Origin of the sequence: uncultured Maribacter sp., from assembly GCF_947500405.1 — a bacterium.
Classification (GTDB): Bacteria; Bacteroidota; Bacteroidia; order Flavobacteriales; family Flavobacteriaceae; genus Maribacter_B.
The window spans coordinates 155714-180917 of the sequence record NZ_CANMRY010000008.1; the positions used below are offsets into that span (position 1 = coordinate 155714).

Below are 25204 nucleotides of genomic sequence, written 5' to 3' on the forward strand. Positions count from 1 at the left end.
TTCTTGTAATTTTAAAATAAAGCATAAAACTACAATACTAACAGAATAAAAAAAGCAGGTCATAAGCCGGATTCTGTCTTTGTTAAAAACAAATCCTTATCATTTATCTAGACTATTAGTTACCCAATAGCTCTAACCGCCTACCCTTCAGCTTGGACGTGCTACCCTCAAGCACTGATTTACGTGACGTTTCACCGTATAGAGTTTACCTGGTTTCACTACAGCATTACCTGTACATACTTTCTGTTGCACTTGTCCGTCCCAAAAAGGGAGACGGGTGTTACCCGCTATACTGCACTATGGTGTCCGGACTTTCCTCTCTTCGCTTATAGCGAACAGCGATAAGGAGACCTGCTCGGGCACAAATGTAACTTAATTGTTGATAAATATGTAGCTATTATTACTTAAATAAAGTGCAAAATCTTTAGCTATTTTTATATTTGTATATCACTTCATTTTTAGAGTAGTGATTTATATTAAAAAGTAATCGTATTTGGAACCATTTATAGTATCGGCACGTAAGTATAGACCCAAAACATTTAAAGATGTTGTTGGCCAACAAGCTATAACCAATACTTTGCTAAATGCTATTAAGAGTAATCATTTAGCACAAGCGTTACTTTTTTGTGGGCCCCGTGGTGTTGGTAAAACAACTTGCGCCAGAATATTAGCAAAGCAAATAAACCAAGATGATTCTCAAAATTCTGATGAAGATTTTGCTTTTAATATTTTTGAGTTAGATGCTGCATCTAACAACTCTGTAGATGATATTCGTAGTCTTATAGACCAAGTGCGTATACCGCCACAAGTTGGAAAGTATAAAGTATATATTATTGATGAGGTACACATGCTAACGCAATCTGCCTTTAATGCTTTTCTTAAAACTTTAGAAGAGCCTCCTAAACATGCTATCTTTATTTTAGCAACTACAGAGAAACATAAAATAATACCAACTATTTTATCTCGTTGCCAAATATTTGATTTTAAACGTATAACGGTAAAAGATGCAACGGAATATTTAAAATACATAGCGGAAAATCAGGGTATTGAAGCAGAAGAAGAAGCATTACATATTATTGCGCAAAAAGCAGACGGCGCCATGCGAGATGCACTTTCTATTTTTGACCGTGTAGTAAGTTTTTCTGGAAAAACCCTTACAAGAAAAGCCGTTACAGAAAATTTAAATGTATTAGATTATGACACGTATTTTTCTGCTACAGATTATATATTAGACCATAATATCCCACAAGCCTTAATTCTATTTAATAAAACACTTTCTTTAGGTTTTGATGGGCACCATTTTATAAGTGGTTTAGCTTCGCATTTTAGAGATTTAATGGTATGCCAACACCAAGAGACTATATCTTTATTAGAAGTTGGAGAGGTTACAAAAAAGAAATACCAAGAACAAGCGAAAAAAACATCGGATTCTTTTTTACTTCAAGCATTAGACATTGCTAATGATTGTGATTTAAAGTATAAAACTAGTAAAAACCAGCGATTACTTGTAGAACTTACTTTAATGAAGTTATCCTCTATCAATTTTGATGGAGAAAAAAAAAATCCTGAATCCGTAGCATTACAAAATAAAACTATTGCGTTTATTGCCCCTGCTTCTTTTTATCATTCTAAAAAAGAGAAGACTTCTACCAATACTATAAAAACAGAAAACAGCAAACCAATTCCAATTGCAGAAGAACCAAAAGCAGCTGCCACGCCCCAAAATACAGTTTCTATTCCTGAAACCAAAGCACCTATAACCAACACAATTACTAAAGAAGCTCCTGCTCCAAAAAAAATAGATTTAAAAAATCCTATAAAAAGAGTTTCTGGCTTATCTATATCTAGCCTTAAAGCCAAAAAAGAACATGAGTTAAATAAAAAAGAACTCGTAGTTGATGAATCTAAACTTCCTAAAGATATTGTATCCGAAGAAAAATTACAGAAACTATGGGTAGAATTTGTTAATGTGATTGATGCTAAAGGGCAAAAAATACTAGCATCTAACCTTAATGCAGATATTCCAAAACTTAAAAATGAGACCACCATACATATAGAACTCCCTAATGATACTATGAGAAAAGAAGTAGAGCGGGAACAATATGAACTTATGGAATTTCTAAAAAAGCAACTAAATAATTACTTTTTAGAGTTAAAAATTAAAGTAAATGAAACTACAGAAACTAAGTTTGCATTTACACCAGAAGAAAAATACGAGAAACTAAGACAAAAAAACCCTGTGATAGATTTACTTAGAAAAGAGTTTGACATGGATTTAACCTAATTTCTTCTTAGCTCTAACAGTAAATATAGCAAACATTATACCCATAAAAAACAATGCAAAAGTTTCTTTAGCCTTTTCAACAATTTTAATATCTCCAGCATTTAAAACCTTCAAATTTCTCTGGATACTAATAAAAAAGTAAAATGTACTATACCTTTCATAGATACTATTTTGATGTGATTATGTTTCCTTGTACATTTGATTTGATTTGATTTTATATTATGCTAGGACTTAAACTACCAACAGACCCAAGATGGGTAAATATTGTAGAAAAAAATATTGACGAAATACTTACTGATCATGCTTATTGTGAGCAAAAAGCGGCAAGTACAGCCATTTCCTTGATAGTTTCTTTTCCTGAATTTACGGAACTTACTCAAGAAATGATTGCCCTTTCTAGAGAAGAAATGGGACATTTTAAAATGGTTCATGACCGCATAATTGCTCGTGGAAAAACATTGGGCAGAGATCGTAAAGATTATTATGTTATTGCGTTACTTAAGTTTTTTCCAAAAGGAGGAAGTAGAACTACACAATTAATACACAGGTTATTATATGCCGCCCTTATTGAAGCGCGTAGCTGTGAACGTTTTAGACTATTATCAGAACAATTAGAGGATAAAGACCTTGCTGAATTTTACCGTAAACTAATGGTAAGCGAAGCTAGTCACTATACTATGTTCTTACAATTTGCAAGGCAATATGGAGACACCGAAGAAGTTAATAAAAAATGGCAAGATTTATTAACTTATGAGGCACAAATCATGAAAAATCTAAGTAAAAAAGAAACGATTCACGGTTAGGTTTAATCTTTATTTTTAGAATAATAAAGTGTTTTTATTATTCCGTCTGAAAGTCCAATTTTAGGAACATATATTTTTTTAGAAGCACTCCATTTTGCAGCGGAAAGAAAAATACGTGTTGCTGGTATAATAACATCTGCACGGTCTGGATTTAAACCAAGCTCGGAAACACGATCATCATAACTTAAACTATCTAAAAACTTATATTGCGCATTAAGCCATATATAAGAAAGTGCTTGACCTTCTTTTCTACCAGACATTTTATGCAACTTATTAATATTTCCTCCTGACCCAATAATAGAAAGTTTTTCTAAGCCATTTGTATTAGTTTCTATCCATTTTTTAAGATTATCCCAAACTTCTTGCTTTACTATATCTTTTAACAAACGTACAGTACCCAATTTAAATGATTTAGATATTTTTATTTTACCATTAGTAAATATGGTAAATTCTGTACTACCACCACCAACATCTATATATAGATAAGACTGATCCTCCTTAATTAAGTTTTTTAAATCTGTAGAGGCAATAATAGCGGCTTCTTGTTTTCCGTTAATTAAATCTATAGTAACACCAGCTTCATTTGCTATTTTTTCAATAATCTCTGCACCATTACTTGCCTCTCTCATTGCAGATGTAGCACAAGCCCTATAATCTTCTACTCCTGCAACCTCCATTAAAAGCTTAAAAGCTTTCATAGATTTTAGCATTCTAGTTTTATTCTTTTCAGATATTTTCCCTTTTGTAAAAGAATCTTCTCCCAAACGCACAGGCACACGCACTAAAGCACTTTTTCTAAACTGTGTTTTTTTTCCTTCCTGTTCTATTACGTTATGTGTTAACAAACGTATTGCATTAGAACCAATATCTATTGCTGCAAATTTTCTTACTTTCAAATTCCTGTTTTTTTATTGCAAATTTAATTTATTTAAATAATAGTCATAGCTTAGAAACTGAGACCTACTTGCCTCTTCCTCTTCTTTTCTATATGCATTATCTTGTTTGTCTGAAAAAATACGAGCTTTAACATTATCATTCCAACAAATATCAAACGTATCTAAAATTTCCTGTTTAATATCCTCATCATAAATTGGGCAACCTACTTCTACTCTATTATCTAAGTTTCTTGTCATCCAATCTGCAGAAGATATATACACTTTAGAATCTCCATCATTACCAAAAATAAAAACTCTAGAATGTTCTAAGAATTTATCTACTACACTAATTGCCTCTATATTTTCACTCATTCCTTTTACCCCAGGAATTAAACAACATATTCCTCTAATGATTAACTGTACTTTTACTCCTGCATTACTAGCTTCGTATAACTTATCAATCATCTTATACGATGTAAAGCTATTCATCTTAATTTTAATAAAAGCCTCTTTACCTTCGTTAGCATTTTGAATTTCTTTTTCAATGAATTTAATAAATGTACTTTTTGTATAATGTGGAGAAACAATTAAATGTTTGTATTTATTAATTTTATAGGTAGTCTCAAAAAAGTCAAAAACTTTATTTAACTCCTTCAAAATTGCATCATGTGCAGTAAACAACGTAAAATCTGTATAAATTTTAGCGGTAGACTCGTTAAAATTACCAGTACTAACAAAGCCATATCTTTTTAACCCATTTTCTTCCTCGCGCTCTACTAAACATATTTTACTATGTACTTTTAATCCTGGAACTCCAAAAATTAACTTAACACCTTCCGCCTGTAGTTGCTCTGCATATTCAATATTTGCTTGCTCATCAAAACGCGCTTGTAGTTCTATTTGTACAGTAACTTGCTTACCATTTTTTACTGCATTTACAAGGCAAGCTGCTACTTGAGAATCGTTCGCGAGTCTATAAACTGTAATTTTTATAGACTTTACGCTTGGATCTAAAGCTGCTTCTCTCAAAAACTTAATTACATAAGAAAAGGTATGGTATGGTGTGTATAACAAATAATCTTTTTTTGCAATAGACTCTATAATACTACCTTCTGTATTTAACCCTTTAACTGGCAAAGGTTTTATTTTATCATATAATAAATCTTGTCTTCCTAAACTTGGAAAACCCATATAATCTCTACGGTTATGGTAACGGCCTCCTGGAATAACACTATCGGTATCTTCCACTTCCATTTTTTCTTTTAAATAGGATAAGGTATCTGCTCTTATACTTTTATCATACACAAAACGTACTGGATCACTAACTTTTCTATGCTCTACACTAGAGGATATTTTTTCTATAAAACTTTTACTTAAATCGTTATCAATATCCAATTCTGCATCTCTGGTAATTTTAATCATATGTGCAGAAATAGAATCATAATCGAACATAGTAAATATACTACCTAAACAGTATCTTATTAAATCATCTAGAATTATAATATAGTCTTTATCTCCTTCTTTAGGTAATACTACAAAACGATCTATTCCTTTAGGTATTTCTATTAGCGCAAATCTTTTAAGTTTTTTCCCTTTTTCTTCTTTTAAAAGTATTCTTACAGCCAAATATGCTGCTGTATCTTTTAGGGTAGGAAACTTGTTTACATCACTTAAAATAATAGTCATAAGTTGCGGACCTACCTTTTGCGAAAAATATTTTTTAGCAAACTCTTTTTGACTGTCGTTAAGTTCCGTTTCTTTTATTATAAAAATGTTTTGTACCTCTAGTTCTTCTTCTACCTTTTTTAAAATTCCTAAACTTTTTGTTTGCTGATAAATTACAATTTTAGTAATCTCTTCTAAAAGGTCTTTAGCTTTCTCCCCTCCTAAAACACTTTTCCCGTTTTTACCAGCCTCTACAATGCGCTTTACGGTAGCATACCTAACTTTAAAAAATTCATCTAAGTTGTTAGAAAAAATTCCTAAAAAACGCATACGCTCTATTAAAGGGACATTAGTATCTGCACTTTCTTGTAGTACCCTTTCATTAAATAACAACCAACTTATTTCTCTATTTATATATTGATTCTTATTTTTTATCATACTCTTAATTGTTTTGGAAAAATTACTTGTTTTGTTATTCCTTTAGTAATAGAAGACCACTTGTCTTCATTAAATTGTAATTGCACCAAACCACTGGTCGGAACGTTTTCAATATAGTTATTTCCTAAAGAATTAGCAATATGTGTAAACGCATAATTATGTCCAAATATTACTATTGTATTTAAACTATTATCTACCGTTTTTACAAAAGAAAGTACACTTTCTCCAGAAAAATCATACAACTCATTGGATATCTGAAAACTAGAAAAGTTAAAGTCTAGTTCTCTACAAAAAATAATACTGGTATGCAGTGCTCTGTTGGCGGGACTAGAAAACATATAGTCAATATTAATTTGTTGTTTTCTTAACACCTCCGCTACCAAAAAAGCATCGTTAATTCCTCTTTCTTTAAGCGGCCGATCCTTATCCTTTACATTATACTCCCAGGAAGATTTACCATGCCGAACTAAAATTAAATTTTTCATACACGACTTAAGGTGCTAAACGTTCCACTTTCCAATTAAAATCTTCTTGCATTTCAAAACGTATCCTATCATGCAGTCTATTAGGTCTTCCTTGCCAAAACTCTATAGATACTGGCTTTACAATATAACCTCCCCAATACTCTGGGCGCTTTATATCTTTATTTTGATATTCTTTCTCTAATTCTTTTAATTTATTTTCTATAACTTCTCTAGAAGAAATAACACTACTTTGGTTAGACACTATTGCTCCTAGTTTACTACTATCTGGCCTAGATTCAAAATACCCATCAGATAGGTTTTCTGCAATTTTTTCTGCTCTTCCTTTTACAATTACTTGACGCTCTAGGTTTGGCCAAAAGAAAGATAAACACACATTAGGATTAGCACTAATTGCTTTGCCCTTTTCACTAGTGTAATTAGTGTAAAATATAAAACCTTCGAAAGTATATTTTTTTAAAAGCACCACTCGGTTTTTTGGATAACCATCTAAACCTATTGTAGATATAGTCATTGCATTAGCCTCATCTACTCCTTTAGATGCCTCTACTTCATAAAACCACTTCTGAAAAACCTCCATTGGGTTATCTGAAATAGCTTTCTCTACAAGCTCACTTTTCTCGTAGGATTTTCTATAATTACTTAAGTCTTTTTGCATTATTTTCTAGTCTATTTACAAGATACACAAAGATCTGCAAAAGATGGGACAAAGAAAAAATTGAAAGGATATTTATTAAAATTCAAAGACTTTTCCGTCTTCCGCTAACTGCACATTAGCAAAAACTTCTTGCGCCTCTGTTTTAAATAACTCTATTGATTTATATCTGGTAGAATAATGTCCTAAAACCAGAGTACCAACTTCTGCATCTTTTGCAATAATAGCCGCTTCTTTTGCTGTAGAATGCTTTGTTTTAACCGCTAAATCTTCTTGCGTATGTAAAAAGGTAGACTCATGGTAAAGAGCTGTAGTATTTTTAATAACAGGAACTATATCTGGCTTATAGGCCGTATCACTACAAAAGGCATAACTTTTAGGAGCATCTGGATCTAATGTTAGCTCTGAATTTGAAATAGTCTCTCCTGTATCTAAAGTAATATCCTTACCATTTTTTATTTTTTGATAATAAACTTTATCAATCTTATACTTTTCTGCGGCTTCTATATTTAGCTTTCTTTGCCCTTCTTTTTCCTTAAACAAAAAACCATTGGTATACACTCTATGGCTTAAAGGGATTGTTTCTACTGTAACTTTATCATCCTCATACACCAAAACAGATTCTTTCGCAGTAATCTCATGAAAATACAAGTTATAATTAGTCCAAGAATCTCCTAGTTTAAGAAGCAAAGTAATTGCTTCTTTTATTCCCTTAGGGCCATGAATATGTAATTCTTTATCGCGACCTAATAATCTAAATGTAGAAACCAAACCTGGCAATCCAAAAAAATGATCTCCGTGTAAATGCGATATAAAAATATGATTTATTCTAGAAAATTTAATCTTATGCTTACGCAACTGTACTTGTGTTCCCTCACCACAATCTATTAAAAACATATGGTTTTTAATCTCTAATAATTGCGCTGTAGGGTTTGTTAGTGTTCTTGGTGTAGCTGCATAACAACCTAGTATGGTTAGTTTTATCATTAATTAAAAATCAAGGTCTCTTTCTATCTCTTCCATTTCTATAATATCTTTTGCTTCCTGAATAGTAGGAACTACGCAAAGCTCTTCTGGAACGTCGTCATAAGAGACTTTATTAGTAACTAATACAAACGATTTTTTGGAAGCTCTATGATTATTAGATAATTGTAAAAACTCTAATACATCATTTGCCGTAATTGCATCGAACGAAAAAAGATTTACTATAATATTATCTTTATTAATTTTAGAATATTCTTTAGTAAGATTTTCCAAAAAAACTTTAAGTTCTATATTTTCTTGAAAAACTATAGTAGTATTTTCTTCTTTAGTAAAAATCATGGTTATTTAATTTTTGCTGCCAATAAATAAATTACTGCCATACGTATTGCCACTCCATTTTCTACCTGATTAAGAATAATAGATTGTTTAGAGTCTGCAACATCACTTGTAATTTCCACACCACGGTTTATTGGTCCTGGATGCATAATTACAATCTCCTTATCTAAGCTATTTAAAAGTGCTTTATTCACTCCAAATTGTTGGGTATACTCTCTTGTTGTAGGAAAGTAACTAATATCTAGTCTCTCATTTTGTATGCGTAGCATATTTGCTACATCACACCAATTTAAAGCTTTTCTTAAATTAGTCTCAACCTCTACACCTAAAGACTCTATATGTTTTGGTATTAATGTTTTAGGACCACAAACTTTAACATTAGCTCCAAGTAATTTCAGTGCAAAAATATTAGACAATGCAACTCTTGAGTGTAAAATATCGCCAACAATAACTACATTTTTCCCAGCAATATCTCCAAATTTTTCTCGAATAGAAAAGCTATCTAATAAGGCTTGTGTTGGGTGCTCGTGTGCTCCATCGCCTGCGTTAATTATTGCAGCATTTACATGTCTTGATAAGAATATTCCTGCTCCAGGATTAGGATGACGCATAACAACCATATCTACTTTCATAGATAAAATATTATTCACCGTATCTATTAAAGTTTCCCCTTTTTTAACGGAAGATTGTCCTGCAGAAAAATTGATAACATCTGCAGAGAGTCTTTTCTCTGCCAACTCAAAAGAAAGTTTTGTCCTTGTACTGTTCTCAAAAAAGATATTCGCAATATTTATATCTCTTAAAGAAGGAACTTTTTTAATAGACCTATTAATTACTTCTTTAAAATGATCCGCGGTTTCAAAAATGAGTTGTATATCTTGTTCTTTTAGATATTTTATTCCCAGTAAGTGGTTTACACTTAATTCGCTCATTTCTTATTTATTTATTAAATATATAACATCTTTACCGTCATTCTCTTCCCACATTACCTGTACCTTTTCATCATTAATAGCATCTACCTGCCTTCCCCTATAATTAGGTTGTATTGGTAAATGTCTACTAAATCTACGGTCTATCAAGGTTAGTAATTCTATTTCTGAAGGTCTACCAAAACTCTGAATAGCGGTTAATGCTGCTCTTATACTTCTTCCGGTATACAAAACATCATCTATTAAAACTACTTTCTTATCTTCTACTAAAAAGTCTATTTTGGTTTTTGTAGCTTCTAATGTTTTATCCCCTCTTCTAAAATCATCTCTATAAAAAGTAATATCTAGATAACCTAACTCTATCTCCTTAACCCCATACTCTTCCCTAAGTATTTTAGTTAATCTATCTGCCAAGAATTTCCCTCTAGGCTGAATTCCTATTAGAACAGTATTTTTAAAATCTAAATGACTTTCGAGAAGCTGGCATGCTAATCGATGAAGAATTATATTTATTTCTTTTGAGGAAAGTAGAACTTTTTTACTCATGCATTAGGTTCTATACACTTTTTAAAATACAAAAATAGGGAATTATCGTTAAAGAAAGAGAATTTTGTTATGTTACCGTATAGGCTTTTAAAACTTTAAAAAAATAATTTGATCTTTCTTCTTCTTAGACATTATTTTCTTGATGGTATAAATGATATTTTTATCTAACATATAACTCTTTATAACTATCCATTCCTAACCTATGGCATCTGCAAGAGGACATAATATAACCAATTAATCTAAAAAAGGTTTCCAAAAATATTCTCTATATATATAGAAGGTGTAACCTGCTAAGAAAATAGAAAGGATTAAATATACATCCACCCAAAAACCATGTTTTTTTAAAATATGTTTTTTTTGCTGTAGAATTTTTTTTCCTTTTTTTTTAGTTTGGTAATAATAATAATTTAGTATATAGAGTAATATGTTAAATATTAAATATGCATAATGTACTTCAAATACGATATCAAAATTTCCAATAATTAAGAAAAGATTAATAATTAGAATTATGTTATTAGTTTGGCAAAAAGATATAAAACCTAATACAGGAATTTCTGGCACAGCATTACCTCTTTTACTTTTATTGTATAGGTAGTAATATATAGAGTTAAAAAAATACATGTAATTGAATTTTGAATCTTATGACCCTACATGACCATAAAATCATTAATAACCAATTAATCTAAAAAAGGCTTCCAAAAATATTCTCTATAAATATAAAAGGTGTAACCTGCTAAGAAAATAGAAAGTAGTGAATAAACATCAACCCAAAGACCATGTCTCCTAATAGAATATTTTTTTTCTTGAAGTAGTATTTTTTTTCCTTTTCTCTTATAATAATGGTAAATTTCTCCTAGTCATTTTTATATACTCCATATTTTAAAAACCTAAAATATTTGCAACTATTATATTATCAATAGCGCCTAGTGTTTTTGTTTGCTTGATATATTTGAAGAGGTTTTCATATTTAACAATATAAAAATAGTAACTCTTTACTAGTTAAATTTATTAATATAGATGAATTGGAAAAACACCTGAATCTGCTTCAATAAAATTCATTTTATCAATATGGTTTTGAAGTTTTTTAGTTAAAAAAATTAATTTCTCTTCATTAAAATCCTTTTCGCAAAGTAATTTTACTCTTCCATTCTTTAATTTAAAATAGACTATTTGTTCAAATACATCTTTTTTTTCAAGATTATTATTTTTTTCAAAATCTTTTAAAGAATATACTATTCTGGTATGTTCAGCATTTTCAATTGGGTTAAAATTTTTAAAAAAATTGTACTTGGGTTTTCTTTGAAAACAATTTCCCTGCTTAAAGTACCCAAATAATATTATATCGTAATCAGAAAAATTTAAATAGTACTCTAAAAAAGAAGGTTTTTTTACTATTTCAATGCCATTATTTTCTATACTAGGAATAAAATTAATGTTCTTATTACTTCTAGTCTTATCTTCTCCGTATAAGCAAAACGTATATAAATTTAGTTTTTTATTATATTTAACTTCGTACCCATTCTTAAGGAGATTTTTTGTTTCATTGCTAAGGTGAAATGTTTTTTTAATCCATTTTTCCATACCTGCAAGAGAATTCGAGTTTGTTAAATCTTCTTCTCCAAATATATTAATATAAGACATCGAAAAATTAGACATTTTTTTAGAGCTATTCTCAAGATAACTGTATTCACAAAACTTTAGATAATTGGTATATTTATTATAAATATTTATGCCAAAAAATAGGAAAACAATAGTTATTATAATATAAATTACTTGCTTTATATTCATCTATTAATAATATTTAAATTATTATACATAGCCTTATTTTTATTCACCAAGGTACTTCAGATACCATGATTCTACTTTTTTCATTTCATCTATATTATCAAAATGAACCGATATTACAGGTATATCTGAATGAACAAATTTATTAGAAACAGAAAAATAATTCCCTAATAAATCATTACCTGTATTTCCAATAGCAAGCATACTCCCTTTGCGATTATGGGTATAAAAATAATCTGTAATATAAAGTTGTTTTGAACTAATAGCACTTGTATTAATAACCGCATTATAGGAGTATTCATGCCCATCTAAGCAAACCGCCCCTTCTATAGATTGATTACTACCTTTAACTAAAATATTAAAATCATTATTAACATTAGTTTTATCAAATCTTCCATTATTTAATCTGTTACTTTTATTCTTAACAAGGTTGTGCTTCCATTTATGCCTATTAAACACATCTTGAACTACCATATTTACTCGTGGAGTATAATAACTATTTAAATCTGTATAAGATAAAAATCCTCCTTTTTTACTTCCTGTATATCTACTAAACCAACTATTATTTTTAATAAAATGATTTTCTACTTTTTTTAAGGTTTTTCCTATGTATTCCCTTCCATTTAAATCCGTATCATATTTAGAGGTAACTTCTTCATCCCAAACATATTTACCATCTTTTCCTAAAACCCAATCGTAAGGTTTAAAAGGCTCATAAACATTTTCTGTAGAAGAATTAAGGAAATTAACAGTAGCACTTTTCAAATTCTTATTAAAATAACAACTAATATAATGCTCTAACATTGGAGTAGACCACCTTAGCTCTTTTTATATGTTTTTAGAATGGAACATAGCATTGTTTTTTGCTTTTTTTAAGCAAGCCTTTAAAACTCTTGAAGAAATACTTTTTTGGTCATTTATAACACTATGATCTACAGTACGTTTTATAGCGGAGTTTAATCTTCTTTTTAACAAACGGTTTAGCTCTCTTATTTTTACATCACTCCTCATACTATCTATTATTTATTGAGCCATTGACCAGTTGTTTATATGCTCATCATCTCCTATCTTAATTTCTTTTGCATTTATTACTACATCTAAAACATATGGTTGGGTATCATCATGATCGTAACTTTCTTTATAAAAAGCACAAAACGCTTTAGAGAATGTTATGGTTCTAAGAATACCACTGAGGCTATTATGGTAAAAAATAATTTTTCCTTCTTTAGTACCTGTATCACCTAAAGCCCATCTAGAAAGTTCTTTGGTATACTCACTCATCTCTAAACTAAGGCTTATTTCTCCTGCAACAACAGATGCTGTTGGTCTACCAGTAATATCTGCTTGTTGGTCCACATCTATCATATAATTTAAGACTGTAATAACTTTACCATCTAGTTCTAGCTTGGCTTTAAAAGACATATTTAATTTTTGCTAAAGGTTGTTTGTATATTATAATGAGGGAAGATTGCTTATTTTATATATGCAATATAGGATATTTATTGTAGGAAAAATGAAGTATATTTAAGAAAATAAGTGCATTTTATCGAAAAGAAGGTTTTTACACTATAGGTAAGTTTCTATAATTTAAACAAAAAAAAACCCAAGCAAATTGCTTGGGTTTTAGTATTCTAAAATAAAAATAAGGGTTTATTACGCTTTACCTTCCATTTTATCTTTTAACGCTTGTAATGCTTCATTAGCATCTCCTAAAGTAGGCTTAGCTTCATCTGCAGCAGCAGCTTGTCTCTTAACAGCAGCTTTTACATTACGTTTTTCTTCTTCTCTAAAGATTGCAGTATGACTTGCTACCACACGCTTAAAGTCTTTATTAAATTCAATGATTTTAAATTCTGCTTCGTCTCCTTTGCCTAATTTTTTACCATCTTCTTTTTCTAAATGACGTTGTGGTACAAAAGCAACAATATCTTCGTTAAATTCTATTGTAGCTCCTTTATCTACTACATCTGCAATAGTTGCTGTATGTACAGTATCTAATGCAAACTCAGCTTCATATTTATCCCAAGGATTAGCAGTAGTTTGTTTGTGTCCTAAACTTAATTTACGACCTTCAACATCTAATTCTAATACTTCAACTTCTAATTTATCCCCTACAGATACAAATTCTGATGGGTGCTTAATTTTCTTAGTCCAAGATAAATCAGAGATATAAATAAGACCATCAATACCTTCTTCTAGCTCAACAAAAACACCAAAGTTTGTAAAGTTTCTTACAATACCATTGTGTTTAGAACCAACTGGGTATTTAGAAGTAATATCTGTCCAAGGGTCTGGCGTTAATTGCTTAATACCAAGAGACATCTTACGATCATCTCTATCTAGAGTTAAAACAACTGCTTCTACCTCATCTCCTACTTTTACAAAATCTTGTGCAGAACGTAAGTGCGTAGACCATGACATTTCAGAAACGTGGATTAATCCTTCAACACCTTCTACAACCTCGATAAATGCACCGTAATCTGCAATTACAACTACCTTACCTTTTACTTTATCTCCAATCTTAATTTCATCAGATAAAGCTTCCCAAGGATGCTTCTCTAATTGCTTAAGACCTAATTGTATTCTAGATTTGTTTTCATCAAAGTCTAAAATTACAACGTTTAATTTCTGATCTAACTCAACAACCTCATTTGGATGATTAATTCTACTCCAAGAAAGATCTGTAATGTGTACTAAACCATCTACACCACCAAGATCAATAAACACACCGTAAGAAGTAATGTTTTTAACAACACCTTCTAATACTTGTCCTTTTTCTAATTGACCAATGATTTCTTTTTTCTGTTCTTCAATATCAGCCTCAATAAGAGCTTTATGAGAAACAACAACGTTTTTAAATTCATGGTTTATTTTTACAACCTTGAATTCCATTGTTTTATTTACATACTGATCGTAATCACGAATTGGCTTAACGTCAATTTGAGAACCTGGTAAGAATGCTTCAATTCCGAAAACATCTACAATCATACCACCTTTAGTTCTACACTTAACAAAACCACTAACGATTTCTTCTTTATCATGTGCAGCATTAACTCTATCCCAAGCCATGATTGTTCTTGCCTTTCTATGAGAAAGAACTAACTGACCACTTTTATCTTCACGGATATCTATTAATACCTCTACCTTGTCACCTACTTTTAAATCTGGATTGTATCTAAACTCGTTTAAAGAGATAACACCTTCTGATTTAGCGTTAATATCAATAATAGCTTCACGATCCGTAAGGTAAACTACTGTTCCTTCTACAACTTCTTCATCTGCGGTATCAACGAAATTTTCAGAAACAAGTTTTTCAAACTCTTCTAATTTAGAGTCTTCTACTTTTTCTATTCCTTGTTCGTACTTTTCCCAATTAAAATTTTCTAAAAATTCTGCAGGATCTTGTACAGGTGCTACCACCTTTGTTTCTTGTGTTTCTACAGTTTCTTCTGCAGCAACGTTTGCTTTTTCTTCAGCCATTTGAAGATTTAAATTTGTATTCTGTAATTTTACAAGAGTTAAACAATTATCACAGAAGTTGTTATGTTTATTTTTATTTAATACCTTTTCCTCTTGATTCTTCGTAAAAAAGGTGTGCAAAAATAGTCTTTATTTATCATTTTACCAACCTTTTTACTTCCATCGAAATAATTAATATAGAATTAAGCTTTTTTTTAGGATTATTTGCTCTTTTTATTAGTATATTGAGCTATAAATATTAACCGTTTTAAAAAATTATTATGAGCGTTAAAGCAAAATACCAAGGAGTTTTAAATCTAGGTGAGCAATTAGGAATAAAAAATGGAGATGTATCTGAAGAAGGTGGCATCTTAAAAATAAAAGGTGAAGCCAATACTCCTTACGAAAAAAATTTATTATGGGATAAAATTAAAGAATTAGGAGGTGAAAATGCTGCTGATATTAAAGCAAACATATCTGTTACTGATAATTCTGTATACCATAGACATACTGTTAAAGGTGGAGAATCTTTAAGTAAAATTGCAAAACATTATTATGGCGATGCAATGAAATACAAAGAAATATTTGCTGCTAATACTGGTATTTTAAAAAATCCAGATGTTATTCATCCAGATCAGGAATTAGTTATTCCTAATTTATAAAAAAGTAAATTTACTTTTATAAAAAATGGACGCTACTAAGCGTCCATTTTATTTTTCTCTATTATACGTAATGCAAAATTATACATCCTTTCAAATTGCTCTTCTAACCCCATATCGCTATTATCAAACTCTATAGCTTCTTCTGCTTTCCGTAACGGAGAATGTTCTCTATGAGAATCTATATAATCTCTACTTTCTACATTTTTTAAAACATCTTCATAAGTAACCTTCTCTCCTTTATCTAACAATTCTTTATAACGTCTATAAGCTCTTTTATCTGCAGAAGCTGTCATAAAAACCTTTAGCTCTGCATCCGGAAAAACTACAGTACCAATATCTCTACCATCCATAACAATTCCTTTGCTTTTCCCCATTTCTTGTTGCATATGAACAAGTTTTTCTCTTACTTCTTGCACTTCCGCAACTCTACTTACATTTTTAGACACCTCAAGAGTTCGGATGTCCTTTTCTACGTTTTCATCATTTAAATACATTTCAGAATAACCCAAAGCTTCATTATACTCAAAATGTAATTTAACCTCAGACAAACTATTACAAAGTAGAGAAATAGAATCTTTAGAACCACCAACAAAACCGTTCCGCATAGCATACAAAGTAACCGCTCTATACATAGCACCTGTATCTACATACACATACTCCAAAGCTTTAGCTAATTGCTTTGCTATAGTGCTCTTCCCGGTAGATGAATACCCATCTATTGCTATGGTAATTTTTGTCATTACTCTAAATTAAACCTTATAATTTCTTAGCGTTTTTAACTTTCGTTTTAGTTAATGCTATATCTATAACCTCATGCATGTCAGTCACATAATGGAAAGTTAATCCTTTTAAATAGCTTTCTTTAATCTCTAAGATATCTTTTTTGTTCGATTCACAAAGTATAATCTCTTTAATACGCGCTCTTTTAGCTGCTAGGATTTTCTCTTTAATACCTCCAACTGGTAAAACTTTACCTCTTAAGGTTATTTCACCTGTCATTGCAAGGCTCTTTTTAACCTTACGTTGGGTAAATAAAGAAACTAATGACGTTAGCATAGTAATCCCTGCACTTGGACCATCTTTTGGTGTAGCTCCTTCTGGCACATGAATATGTACATTATACTTATCAAATACATCAGTCTCTATTCCAAAGACATCTGCATTAGATTTAATATATTCCATAGCAATTGTGGCAGACTCTTTCATAACCTTACCAAGGTTACCAGTAATATTTAATACCCCTTTTCCTTTAGAGAGGATAGATTCTATAAACAAAATATCACCGCCAACACTAGTCCATGCTAAACCTGTAACTACACCTGCAACATCATTATTCTCATACTTATCTCTTTCTAGCCTTGGTACACCCAATACCTCCTCTACATCATCATTACTAATTTTAATGTTATATTCCTCTTCTGTAGCAATAGATTTTGCTGCATAACGAACCATTTTTGCTACTTGCTTTTCTAAAGAACGCACCCCAGATTCACGAGTATACCCTTCTACAATTTTTTCTAGTTGCGGTTTTCCTATTTTTAAGTGCTCATCAGACAAACCATGTTCCTTTAATTGCTTTGGCAACAAATGTTTTTTAGCTATTTCTACCTTCTCTTCTATAGTATAACCCGTAACATTAATAATTTCCATTCTATCTCTTAATGCAGGCTGAATTGAACCTATATTATTTGCTGTAGCAATGAACATAACTTTAGAAAGATCATATCCCATTTCTAAAAAATTATCATAGAACTCACTATTTTGCTCTGGATCTAATACTTCTAACATCGCAGAAGATGGATCCCCTTGGTGACTGTTAGATAATTTATCTATTTCATCTAAAATAAACACGGGATTAGAAGTCCCGGCTTTTTTTAAACTCTGAATAATTCTACCAGGCATTGCCCCTATATAAGTTTTTCTATGCCCTCTTATCTCCGCTTCATCACGCAAACCACCTAAAGAGATTCTAACATACTCTCTACCTAAAGCCTCTGCCACAGATTTTCCTAAAGATGTTTTACCTACACCTGGAGGACCATAAAGACAAAGAATAGGAGATTTCATATCATTTCTTAGCTTTAAAACAGCTAGATATTCAATAATCCTTTTCTTAACATCTTCTAAACCGTAATGATCACGGTCTAATATTTTCTGCGCACGTTTTAAATCGAATTTATCTTTAGAAAATTCCTCCCAAGGTAAATCTAAAAACAAGTCTAAGTAATTTCTTTGAATAGAATATTCAGCTACTTGCGGATTCATACGTTGCATTTTAGCCAACTCTTTATCAAAATGCTCACCTACCTTTTCATTCCATTTTTTGCTTTTAGCTTTCTCTCGCATTTCTTGGATTTCTTCATCATATGAAACACCACCAAGTTCTTCTTGAATGGTTTTCATTTGTTGATGCAGAAAATATTCACGTTGTTGCTTATCTAAATCGTTACGAACCTTAGATTGAATATCATTTTTTAACTCTAGCTTCTGAAGCTCTACATTCATATATTTTAAAGTTGCTAAAGCACGCTCCTTTAAATTTCCTATCTCTAATAAATCTTGTTTCGCTTTTACTTCTAAGTTAAGGTTAGAAGACACAAAGTTGATTAGAAATGAGTTACTCTGAATATTTTTAATAGCAAAAGAAGCTTCACTTGGAATATTAGGATTATCTCTAATAATTTTAAGCGCTAAATCTTTAATAGACTCAATAATAGCCAAAAATTCCTCTGTATTTTGGTCTCCTCTCCCCTCTTCCGTTTCTCTAACAGTAGCTGTAAAATAAGGCTCTTTTGTAAGCACTTCTGCAATCTCGAACCTTTTTTTACCCTGAATAATTACGGTAGTATTACCATCTGGCATTTTTAAAACTCTTAAGATTCTAGCTACAGTCCCTAATGTATTAATATCATCTACACCAGGATTCTCTGTCTCCTCATCTTTTTGAGACACTACACCTATTACTTTAGCTCCATTATTAGCTTCTTTTATTAATTGTATAGATTTATCTCTACTTGCTGTTATTGGTATAACAACTCCAGGAAACAATACGGTATTACGTAATGGTAATATTGGCAACGTTTCTGGTAAGCCCTCACTATTCATTTTTTCTTCATCCTCTGGTGTTAATAAAGGTATTAACTCAGAGTCCTCATCTATACTATGTAAAGACATATTGTCAAAATTTGAAAATTTAGAATCTCCCATATTTTTAATTCGGTCATTTTGTCATTAATATAACAAAAACCTTTTTATTTAATTATTAAATTAATTTGTAAAGTCTTGTTTTAGTTAACTTTACTATCCTCATCACATTCTATAATGTATATAAAAACAATTGTTGTGCCAATTAAAACAAGAAAGTCCTTTTCTAGAATTTTAGAAAAGGACTTTCTCTTTTATTAGACAATAACTTTATTTTTCTATAATTACTGTTTTTGAGTTATTAAAATTAACCCCTTCTAAAATTACATGATACACTCCTTCTGTAAATTCACTCAAATCTAATTTTTCTATTGCTTTATGATTTTCATTATACATTACGAAGCGTACTACTTGTCCGCTTGAATTAAGTATTTTAACATCCAACGCTTCATTTAATTTACCCGACATATCTATACTTAATTCCCCTTTAGTTGGGTTTGGATAAATACGTATTACATCATCTATTATATTTGATTTCTTATTTTCTATAAAACTTGAACTCATAAAAGATACTTGTTCTATAGCAACTTTTGGTTTCACAACATTCATGCGGATAAATGTCTTACACCCTTCTTCGGATATTAAGGTATATATACCATTATCTAATGTAGTTACAGCTCCAAGATTATAATTATCATTAACCAATGCGCCATTGGGTAATTTTATATCTAAACCAATATTATTTGGAAGCATACTTAGCACTACTTCTGTTCCCTCTATTACTCCTAAATCATTTTCTCCACTCTGCCACACTCCGTTTAACTGATATTCAGGAATTATCATTTCGAAAGGACAAGCAACCTCTATTTCTAAGAAAGAGATACAACCTTCTTCAGATTTTAATTTATAAACTCCATTTTTTGATGCGTCAACTAAACCTAAATCATAATTATCACCTACTATTTCCCCATTAGGTAACGTGATTTCTAAACCAATGTTATTTGGAAGCATACTTAAAACTACAGAAGTACCTCTATCAACCTGAATTTTATCTTCTCCACTTAACCATACACCATCTAATTGATACTCGTTAATAACACTGCCTACTTTACACTCTTCTACCTTAACATTTATTTCTTTTTGACAACCTTCTGATGAAGTTAATATATAAATACCGTTATGCGTAGAGTCTACAAAACCCAAATTATAATTATCACCTACTATTTTACCATTTGGTAAAGTAATCTCCAAATCAACTTCATTAGGGAGCATACTTAAGACTAATGAAGAACCTTCCTTTATTACTAAATCCGCATTTCCACTTTCCCAAGTACCATTTATTTGATATTCTGGAATTAATCTTGAACTACAAGCTTTATCAATTACATTGATATTAATTTCAGACACACATCCTTCTTCAGATTTTAATATGTATTTTCCACTTTGAGCAGTAGTAACACTTCCCAAGTCATAATTATCAGCTACAATTTCCCCGTCAGGTAAAGTAATTTCTAAATTAACTCCATTTGGAAGCATACTTAAAACAACATTATCTCCTTTTTCAACTTCTATATTGGAGTTACCGCTATACCATATATTATTTAACTGATACTCTGGAATTATACTACCTATAGGACAAATTTCTTGATCTTCGATAACTGAAATATTAAAATTAGAAATACAACCTTTAGAAGTAGTAAATAAATAATTTCCTGACATGCTAGGCTTAATGTTCTCTAGAAAATAGTCATTAGAAACCTCTACCCCGCTTGGCAATGTAATTACAAAATCTACATCATTTGGATACATACTTAAAACTAAATTAGTACCCTCATCCACTAGAATTTTAGTCTCTTCCCTAATCCATTCTCCATTACCAATCTTAAATTCGGGAAGAACAATATCCTTAGAACAATCTGAAGCAACTATCATTTTTAATTTAAATTGACAGCCTCCCTCAATATTAAAAAGATAATCTCCTGTATTATTAACATTTACCTTACCAAGTGAATAATCGTTCGAAACCACCTCTCCACTAGGTAAATCTATTGTGAATTCTAAATTATTTGGAAGTACACTCAATACAATTGAATCACCTTCATCTACACTTAAAACATAATCCTCACTTAACCACTCTCCGTTAATTTGATATTCTGGAATTATTCTTTCATCTGAACAGTCAAAAGAAAGTCCCCAAACACCAATATTATTTACTTCTATTTCACTTGCTTTACTAAAATTTCCGGATACATAAAGTTTTTCCTTGTTTTCTGAAAGAATTATAGATTTAACTGCATTATCTATTCCTACATTTTTCTTAGTTCCTAAAACTTCCCACCCTTCTAAACTACTCCATCTTGCAACATTTTTAGCCACATAATTCTCCTGTTCATTCTTACCTACTGTCTCAAAATCACCTCCAACAAAAAGATAATTCCCATCATATGCCAAAGAATTAACATTACCGCTCACTCCATTTCCTAAAGACTCCCATTCTTTAGAAGTAATATTCCATCTTGCTATTCTATTAACTTTAGTACCATTTGCTAACAAAAAATTTCCTCCAACATACACGTAATCTTCTTTTACTAAGATAGCATGCACAAATCCACTTGTTCCATCACCAAGTGTTCCCCAATTAACTCCATTCCAAGTAGCAATTCTATTGGCATTTATATTTCCTGCACTATCGAAATTACCTCCAAAATAAACAGTATCATTTTCATCAATTGCTATAGACCTAATTTCATTATTTGTACCAGGTATAGAACTTCCTAAATCCGTCAATCCTTCCCATTTATTTTCTTTCCAAACAGCTATATTATTAACCAATTTACCCCCTGCTGTTTCAAAAGTTCCTCCAGCATAAACATTCCCCTTACTATCAACTACTATCTTAGATACAGGGCCATTTATTCCCGAATTCAAAGAACTCCAATTAGAACCGTTCCAAAATGCTATATTTTGGACAGAAACACCATCTATAGAACTAAATTCTCCTCCTATATATAGATCTCCTGTTCTTGTAATTGCTATGGTTTTAACTTTACCGTTGGGTCCATCTCCCCCAAGAGATTTCCACCCTTCTATTTTATCATAAATTGCAAAATTATTAACCGAAACACCATTTCCAACTTGCGAAAAACTACCGCCAACATATACATTTCCGTCTTTTTCTACTATAGTTTCTACAATACCGTTTACACCATTTTCAATATCCTTCCAGACTCCAATCCCATCTATTGGAACTGTTGAAGGATTAGTATCTACCTCACCACCTACTATCTTATAAATTTTAGCCTCCGTTCCGTAACCACTAAAATATAACTCCCCAGATTCATCCAAACCAAAACTTGAAATAAATTCTCCATTCGTACGAAATAAAAGTTCAGAAATGTAATTATTGGAATTTGCATCATAGTCTAACGACCAAACTCTACCAGAAACATAATCTGCATAAATATACTTACCTTGTATTAAACTATTATTACTTTGCCCACGGTAAACATAACCTCCTGTAATAGAAACATCACCTTTATCATGATTATATTGAAAAATTGGTTTTATATCTGGATTTGTTGCCAAATTTGTGTCTATATTTTCAGTAGTATTTCCTTCGAAACGATTCCATCCATAATTACCTCCTTTTTTTATTAAATTAATCTCTTCCATATCATCCTGTCCAACATCTGCTCCCCAAAAATTACCATTTTCAGAATCAAAAGAAAATTTCCAAGTATTTCTTATTCCCCAAGCATATAACTCTCCAAGCCCAGATAAACCAACCCTAGGATTGTCTTCCGGTATTTCATAATTACCATTAGGCAAATCTGAATTAGACTCTAAAGGATTACTTCCATCAATGTCCACATCAATTCTTAAAATACTTCCAAAAATATTATCTAAGTTTTGAGCGTTTTTTTTAGGATCTCCTCCTCCTCCTCCATCTCCAACCGAAATATACAAGTAACCATCCGGTCCAAAAGCAATTTTACCTCCGTTATGATTGGAATTACTTTGGTTCTTATCAAAACTAAAAATCTCTAACTTACTAGAAACATTTGCTTTATTAAGATTATTTAAGCTGACTTCATACCTTGCTAAATTAATCTCAACTCCAACATTTGGCACTTCACTTTGCGAAGTATAATACACGTAAAAAAAGCCATTTTGTTTATAGTTTGGATGAAATGCAAGACCTAACAAACCTATTTCTTGTCCTGCAGAAAAGCTAATTTCATTACTTAAATCTAAAAATATTTCTTGGTTATTAACGTCTTGTTTGTTTTGAAAAACTTTAATTTTCCCTGATTGTTCTACAACAAAAATTCTATCTGAATCATCTCCAGCATTTTGCAATTCAACAGGAAATTCAAAACTCAGGTTAGGAAAAGCTGTTTTATAACTAATAGACTCCTGAGCAAAAAGAAATAATACATTCAATCCAAAAAATAAAAATGTAAAAAAATTACTAATTTGCAGTAAGCTTTTTTTAATATCCAAATAATTCATATTTAATCGTTTTTAGGGGTTATCGATTAATTTTTTATTTAGTTACGGTAAAAAGAAAAAAAAAGTTGGCCTCGATTTATTAAAAAACAATAAATTCGATGAAAGGAACAAAAATCAATATTTTCATTCCTTTTTATTTCAAAAGTAGGTTCTTTTATTTCGTTATAATGAAAGAGATAGATTTAAAAGCTCCATTTGACTCTAACTTTAAATAATATAAACCATTAGATAGGTTAGACAATTCTAATGGTTCAATTTGCTTATGGTTTTTATTAAAAAACTCAGTTTTAACAACTTGATTTATTGAATTATAAATATAAACTTTTATGTCTTGGTCAATATAGGAAGACAAATTGATATTTAAAATACCCTTAGTAGGATTTGGAAATATTTCAAAACCCTTACTCTCCTCATCAAATACAGGACTATCCACATAATTTTTAGCATTATTTGTTGTTCTACCTACTATACTTACCCCTCCACTAATTACCTGACTAACATTCAAATTATCATATAAACCAACCCCTGGATTATTACTTCCATAATTAGAAAAAAGCCATATACTTAGTTTGGATACGTTATTTGGAACTATAATACTCTTTTGATAAGTGTTCCACCCATTTCCAAAGCTATGTCCTATATCCCCTGTATTAGGAACAAAATCTTCAACGACTTCTATTCTTGCAACTCCGTCTTTACTATTACCATCAATACTAAATAACAATTGATCTCCAGCAACTATGTTATTATCTACTAAATCTATATCAATACTATATCTTGCCCAGGGATTATTACTTCCGTTATTTATCACTCTTAAAGCACATGCAGAATTATTAGTCTCTATTGAAGTTCCTATAACCTCATCTAATCCTGATACATTACTACCCGACAATAAAATTATTGAATTATTATCGTTCTCTAACGTATTAGAACAAATACTACCGTCTGTTACATTAACTGTTAAACTAACTGTATCTGTTAAACCTTCTGCATCTGTTACTGTTAAAGTAGAGGTATATATTCCTACAACTGCATAAGTATGTGCAACATCAGCTACATTTGAAGTGTTTCCATCTCCAAAATCCCATAAATAACTAGTAACTCCTACATCATCTGTAGAAGTACTTCCTACAAAAGATACATCCAATGGTGCTGCTCCTTCTAATGGACTACTTGTTGCCACTGCATTTGGCGCACGATTTCCTCCTGCCGATAAATTTACAATCTCTAAATTATCATAATAAACGGTCCCCGGAGTTTGCTCACTATAATTACTAAATAACCAAATATCTAACGATGTAACTCCATTTGGTACATTTAGAATTCCTTCATAAGTATTCCATCCTGAACTAAAATTATGACTCAATATAGCAGTATTTACTGTATTGTCCTCTACAACCTCTATTCGTGCTGTGCCACTATATGAATTTCCATCTAGTCTTATAGATAACTCATCTCCTGCTGCTATTCCATAGGATGATAAATTAATTGGTATTTGATGACGAGACCATGGCTCTCCCCCATCTATATTCCTTAACTCTATACCACAACTAGATCCATTAGTATTAATTGAAGTTCCTATAACCTCATCTAATCCTGATACATTACTACCCGACAATAAAATTATTGAATTATTATCGTTCTC

Annotated in this window: 21 protein-coding genes and 1 other RNA gene; 3 read left to right on the forward strand and 19 right to left on the reverse strand. The window is 30.9% G+C overall.

The annotated features are described in order from the left end of the window. Positions 1-47: 47 nt before the first annotated feature. An RNA gene (gene rnpB / locus Q0945_RS12310) (RNase P RNA component class A) lies at positions 48-358 on the reverse strand. 135 nt (positions 359-493) lie between these two features. On the opposite strand from rnpB, the gene Q0945_RS12315 reads away from it, so the two are divergent. Both Q0945_RS12315 and Q0945_RS12320 read left to right on the forward strand, forming a co-directional pair. Next, positions 494-2284 carry a DNA polymerase III subunit gamma/tau gene (locus Q0945_RS12315; RefSeq protein ID WP_299434959.1) on the forward strand — a complete coding sequence of 597 codons (1791 nt, stop codon included), beginning with the start codon at positions 494-496 and terminating at the stop codon, positions 2282-2284. Between the two features lie 221 nt (positions 2285-2505). Continuing rightward, the gene (locus Q0945_RS12320) at positions 2506-3087 is read left to right on the forward strand and encodes a tRNA-(ms[2]io[6]A)-hydroxylase (RefSeq protein ID WP_299434961.1); all 582 of its coding nucleotides are present in this window, start codon (positions 2506-2508) and stop codon (positions 3085-3087) included. Positions 3088-3089: 2 nt separating this feature from the next. On the opposite strand, the gene Q0945_RS12325 is transcribed toward Q0945_RS12320, so the two are convergent. From Q0945_RS12325 to rpsA, 14 genes are all read right to left on the reverse strand, one after another. Beyond that, complete coding sequence (locus Q0945_RS12325) at positions 3090-3983, reverse strand: rod shape-determining protein (protein ID WP_299434963.1); 894 nt, start codon at positions 3981-3983, stop codon at positions 3090-3092. Positions 3984-3995: 12 nt separating this feature from the next. Beyond that, positions 3996-6065, reverse strand: a complete 2070-nt coding sequence (ppk1, locus tag Q0945_RS12330) for a polyphosphate kinase 1 (protein WP_299434965.1) — start codon at positions 6063-6065, stop codon at positions 3996-3998. Further along, the gene (locus Q0945_RS12335; RefSeq protein ID WP_299434967.1) at positions 6062-6550 is read right to left on the reverse strand and encodes a histidine phosphatase family protein; all 489 of its coding nucleotides are present in this window, start codon (positions 6548-6550) and stop codon (positions 6062-6064) included. Before Q0945_RS12335 ends, ppk1 begins: the two co-directional genes overlap by 4 nt. A 7-nt stretch (positions 6551-6557) precedes the next feature. Next, entirely contained in the window at positions 6558-7205 is a 648-nt protein-coding gene (pdxH, locus tag Q0945_RS12340) for a pyridoxamine 5'-phosphate oxidase (RefSeq protein ID WP_299434969.1), read from the reverse strand. 75 nt (positions 7206-7280) lie between these two features. Further along, a complete protein-coding gene (locus Q0945_RS12345; protein ID WP_299435007.1) occupies positions 7281-8186 on the reverse strand; it encodes a ribonuclease Z in 906 nt (301 codons plus the stop codon). Between the two features lie 6 nt (positions 8187-8192). Then, positions 8193-8525, reverse strand: coding sequence for a ribonuclease Z (locus Q0945_RS12350; protein ID WP_299434971.1), 333 nt, complete (start codon positions 8523-8525; stop codon positions 8193-8195). A gap of 2 nt (positions 8526-8527) precedes the next feature. Continuing rightward, positions 8528-9454 carry an aspartate carbamoyltransferase catalytic subunit gene (locus Q0945_RS12355; RefSeq protein WP_299434973.1) on the reverse strand — a complete coding sequence of 309 codons (927 nt, stop codon included), beginning with the start codon at positions 9452-9454 and terminating at the stop codon, positions 8528-8530. 3 nt (positions 9455-9457) lie between these two features. Continuing rightward, positions 9458-9997, reverse strand: coding sequence for a bifunctional pyr operon transcriptional regulator/uracil phosphoribosyltransferase PyrR (pyrR, locus tag Q0945_RS12360; RefSeq protein WP_299434975.1), 540 nt, complete (start codon positions 9995-9997; stop codon positions 9458-9460). A 234-nt stretch (positions 9998-10231) separates the two neighbouring features. Continuing rightward, entirely contained in the window at positions 10232-10618 is a 387-nt protein-coding gene (locus Q0945_RS12365; protein ID WP_299434977.1) for a hypothetical protein, read from the reverse strand. 387 nt (positions 10619-11005) lie between these two features. Continuing rightward, the gene (locus Q0945_RS12370; protein ID WP_299434979.1) at positions 11006-11653 is read right to left on the reverse strand and encodes a hypothetical protein; all 648 of its coding nucleotides are present in this window, start codon (positions 11651-11653) and stop codon (positions 11006-11008) included. A 171-nt stretch (positions 11654-11824) separates the two neighbouring features. Further along, complete coding sequence (locus Q0945_RS12375) at positions 11825-12586, reverse strand: hypothetical protein (protein WP_299434980.1); 762 nt, start codon at positions 12584-12586, stop codon at positions 11825-11827. A gap of 24 nt (positions 12587-12610) precedes the next feature. Next, a complete protein-coding gene (locus Q0945_RS12380) occupies positions 12611-12793 on the reverse strand; it encodes a hypothetical protein (RefSeq protein ID WP_299434982.1) in 183 nt (60 codons plus the stop codon). Positions 12794-12805: 12 nt separating this feature from the next. Next, positions 12806-13204 (reverse strand): type VI secretion system tube protein TssD, encoded by a 399-nt coding sequence (gene tssD / locus Q0945_RS12385; protein WP_299434984.1) that lies wholly within the window; start codon positions 13202-13204, stop codon positions 12806-12808. Positions 13205-13435: 231 nt separating this feature from the next. Beyond that, on the reverse strand, positions 13436-15262 hold the full coding sequence (gene rpsA, locus Q0945_RS12390) for a 30S ribosomal protein S1 (protein WP_298487123.1): 1827 nt from the start codon (positions 15260-15262) through the stop codon (positions 13436-13438). A gap of 260 nt (positions 15263-15522) precedes the next feature. Between rpsA and Q0945_RS12395 the strand changes: the two genes are divergently transcribed. Continuing rightward, positions 15523-15903 carry a LysM peptidoglycan-binding domain-containing protein gene (locus Q0945_RS12395; RefSeq protein ID WP_299434986.1) on the forward strand — a complete coding sequence of 127 codons (381 nt, stop codon included), beginning with the start codon at positions 15523-15525 and terminating at the stop codon, positions 15901-15903. A gap of 35 nt (positions 15904-15938) precedes the next feature. Here the strand turns inward: Q0945_RS12395 and cmk are convergent, their stop codons facing one another. The 4 genes from cmk to Q0945_RS12415 all read right to left on the reverse strand — a co-directional run. After that, the gene (gene cmk / locus Q0945_RS12400) at positions 15939-16643 is read right to left on the reverse strand and encodes a (d)CMP kinase (RefSeq protein ID WP_299434988.1); all 705 of its coding nucleotides are present in this window, start codon (positions 16641-16643) and stop codon (positions 15939-15941) included. A gap of 16 nt (positions 16644-16659) precedes the next feature. Beyond that, positions 16660-19110: an endopeptidase La gene (gene lon / locus Q0945_RS12405; RefSeq protein ID WP_299434990.1), complete on the reverse strand. Its 2451-nt coding sequence runs from the start codon at positions 19108-19110 to the stop codon at positions 16660-16662. Between the two features lie 207 nt (positions 19111-19317). Next, the gene (locus Q0945_RS12410) at positions 19318-23559 is read right to left on the reverse strand and encodes a PQQ-dependent sugar dehydrogenase (protein ID WP_299434993.1); all 4242 of its coding nucleotides are present in this window, start codon (positions 23557-23559) and stop codon (positions 19318-19320) included. A gap of 154 nt (positions 23560-23713) precedes the next feature. Further along, on the reverse strand, positions 23714-25204 hold a 1491-nt coding region (locus tag Q0945_RS12415; RefSeq protein WP_299434995.1), incomplete at its 5' end, for a PKD domain-containing protein.

Coding starts and splice junctions, on each gene's coding strand:
- tssD (WP_299434984.1), bottom strand. CDS start 13,204: ATGTCTTTTAAAGCCAAGCTAGAACTAGATGGTAAAGTTATTACAGTC.
- pdxH (WP_299434969.1), bottom strand. CDS start 7,205: ATGCAAAAAGACTTAAGTAATTATAGAAAATCCTACGAGAAAAGTGAG.
- lon (WP_299434990.1), bottom strand. CDS start 19,110: ATGGGAGATTCTAAATTTTCAAATTTTGACAATATGTCTTTACATAGT.
- Q0945_RS12365 (WP_299434977.1), bottom strand. CDS start 10,618: ATGTATTTTTTTAACTCTATATATTACTACCTATACAATAAAAGTAAA.
- Q0945_RS12410 (WP_299434993.1), bottom strand. CDS start 23,559: ATGAATTATTTGGATATTAAAAAAAGCTTACTGCAAATTAGTAATTTT.
- ppk1 (WP_299434965.1), bottom strand. CDS start 6,065: ATGATAAAAAATAAGAATCAATATATAAATAGAGAAATAAGTTGGTTG.
- Q0945_RS12350 (WP_299434971.1), bottom strand. CDS start 8,525: ATGATTTTTACTAAAGAAGAAAATACTACTATAGTTTTTCAAGAAAAT.
- Q0945_RS12355 (WP_299434973.1), bottom strand. CDS start 9,454: ATGAGCGAATTAAGTGTAAACCACTTACTGGGAATAAAATATCTAAAA.
- Q0945_RS12375 (WP_299434980.1), bottom strand. CDS start 12,586: ATGTTAGAGCATTATATTAGTTGTTATTTTAATAAGAATTTGAAAAGT.
- Q0945_RS12335 (WP_299434967.1), bottom strand. CDS start 6,550: ATGAAAAATTTAATTTTAGTTCGGCATGGTAAATCTTCCTGGGAGTAT.
- Q0945_RS12395 (WP_299434986.1), top strand. CDS start 15,523: ATGAGCGTTAAAGCAAAATACCAAGGAGTTTTAAATCTAGGTGAGCAA.
- pyrR (WP_299434975.1), bottom strand. CDS start 9,997: ATGAGTAAAAAAGTTCTACTTTCCTCAAAAGAAATAAATATAATTCTT.
- Q0945_RS12370 (WP_299434979.1), bottom strand. CDS start 11,653: ATGTCTAATTTTTCGATGTCTTATATTAATATATTTGGAGAAGAAGAT.
- cmk (WP_299434988.1), bottom strand. CDS start 16,643: ATGACAAAAATTACCATAGCAATAGATGGGTATTCATCTACCGGGAAG.
- Q0945_RS12380 (WP_299434982.1), bottom strand. CDS start 12,793: ATGAGGAGTGATGTAAAAATAAGAGAGCTAAACCGTTTGTTAAAAAGA.
- rpsA (WP_298487123.1), bottom strand. CDS start 15,262: ATGGCTGAAGAAAAAGCAAACGTTGCTGCAGAAGAAACTGTAGAAACA.
- Q0945_RS12320 (WP_299434961.1), top strand. CDS start 2,506: ATGCTAGGACTTAAACTACCAACAGACCCAAGATGGGTAAATATTGTA.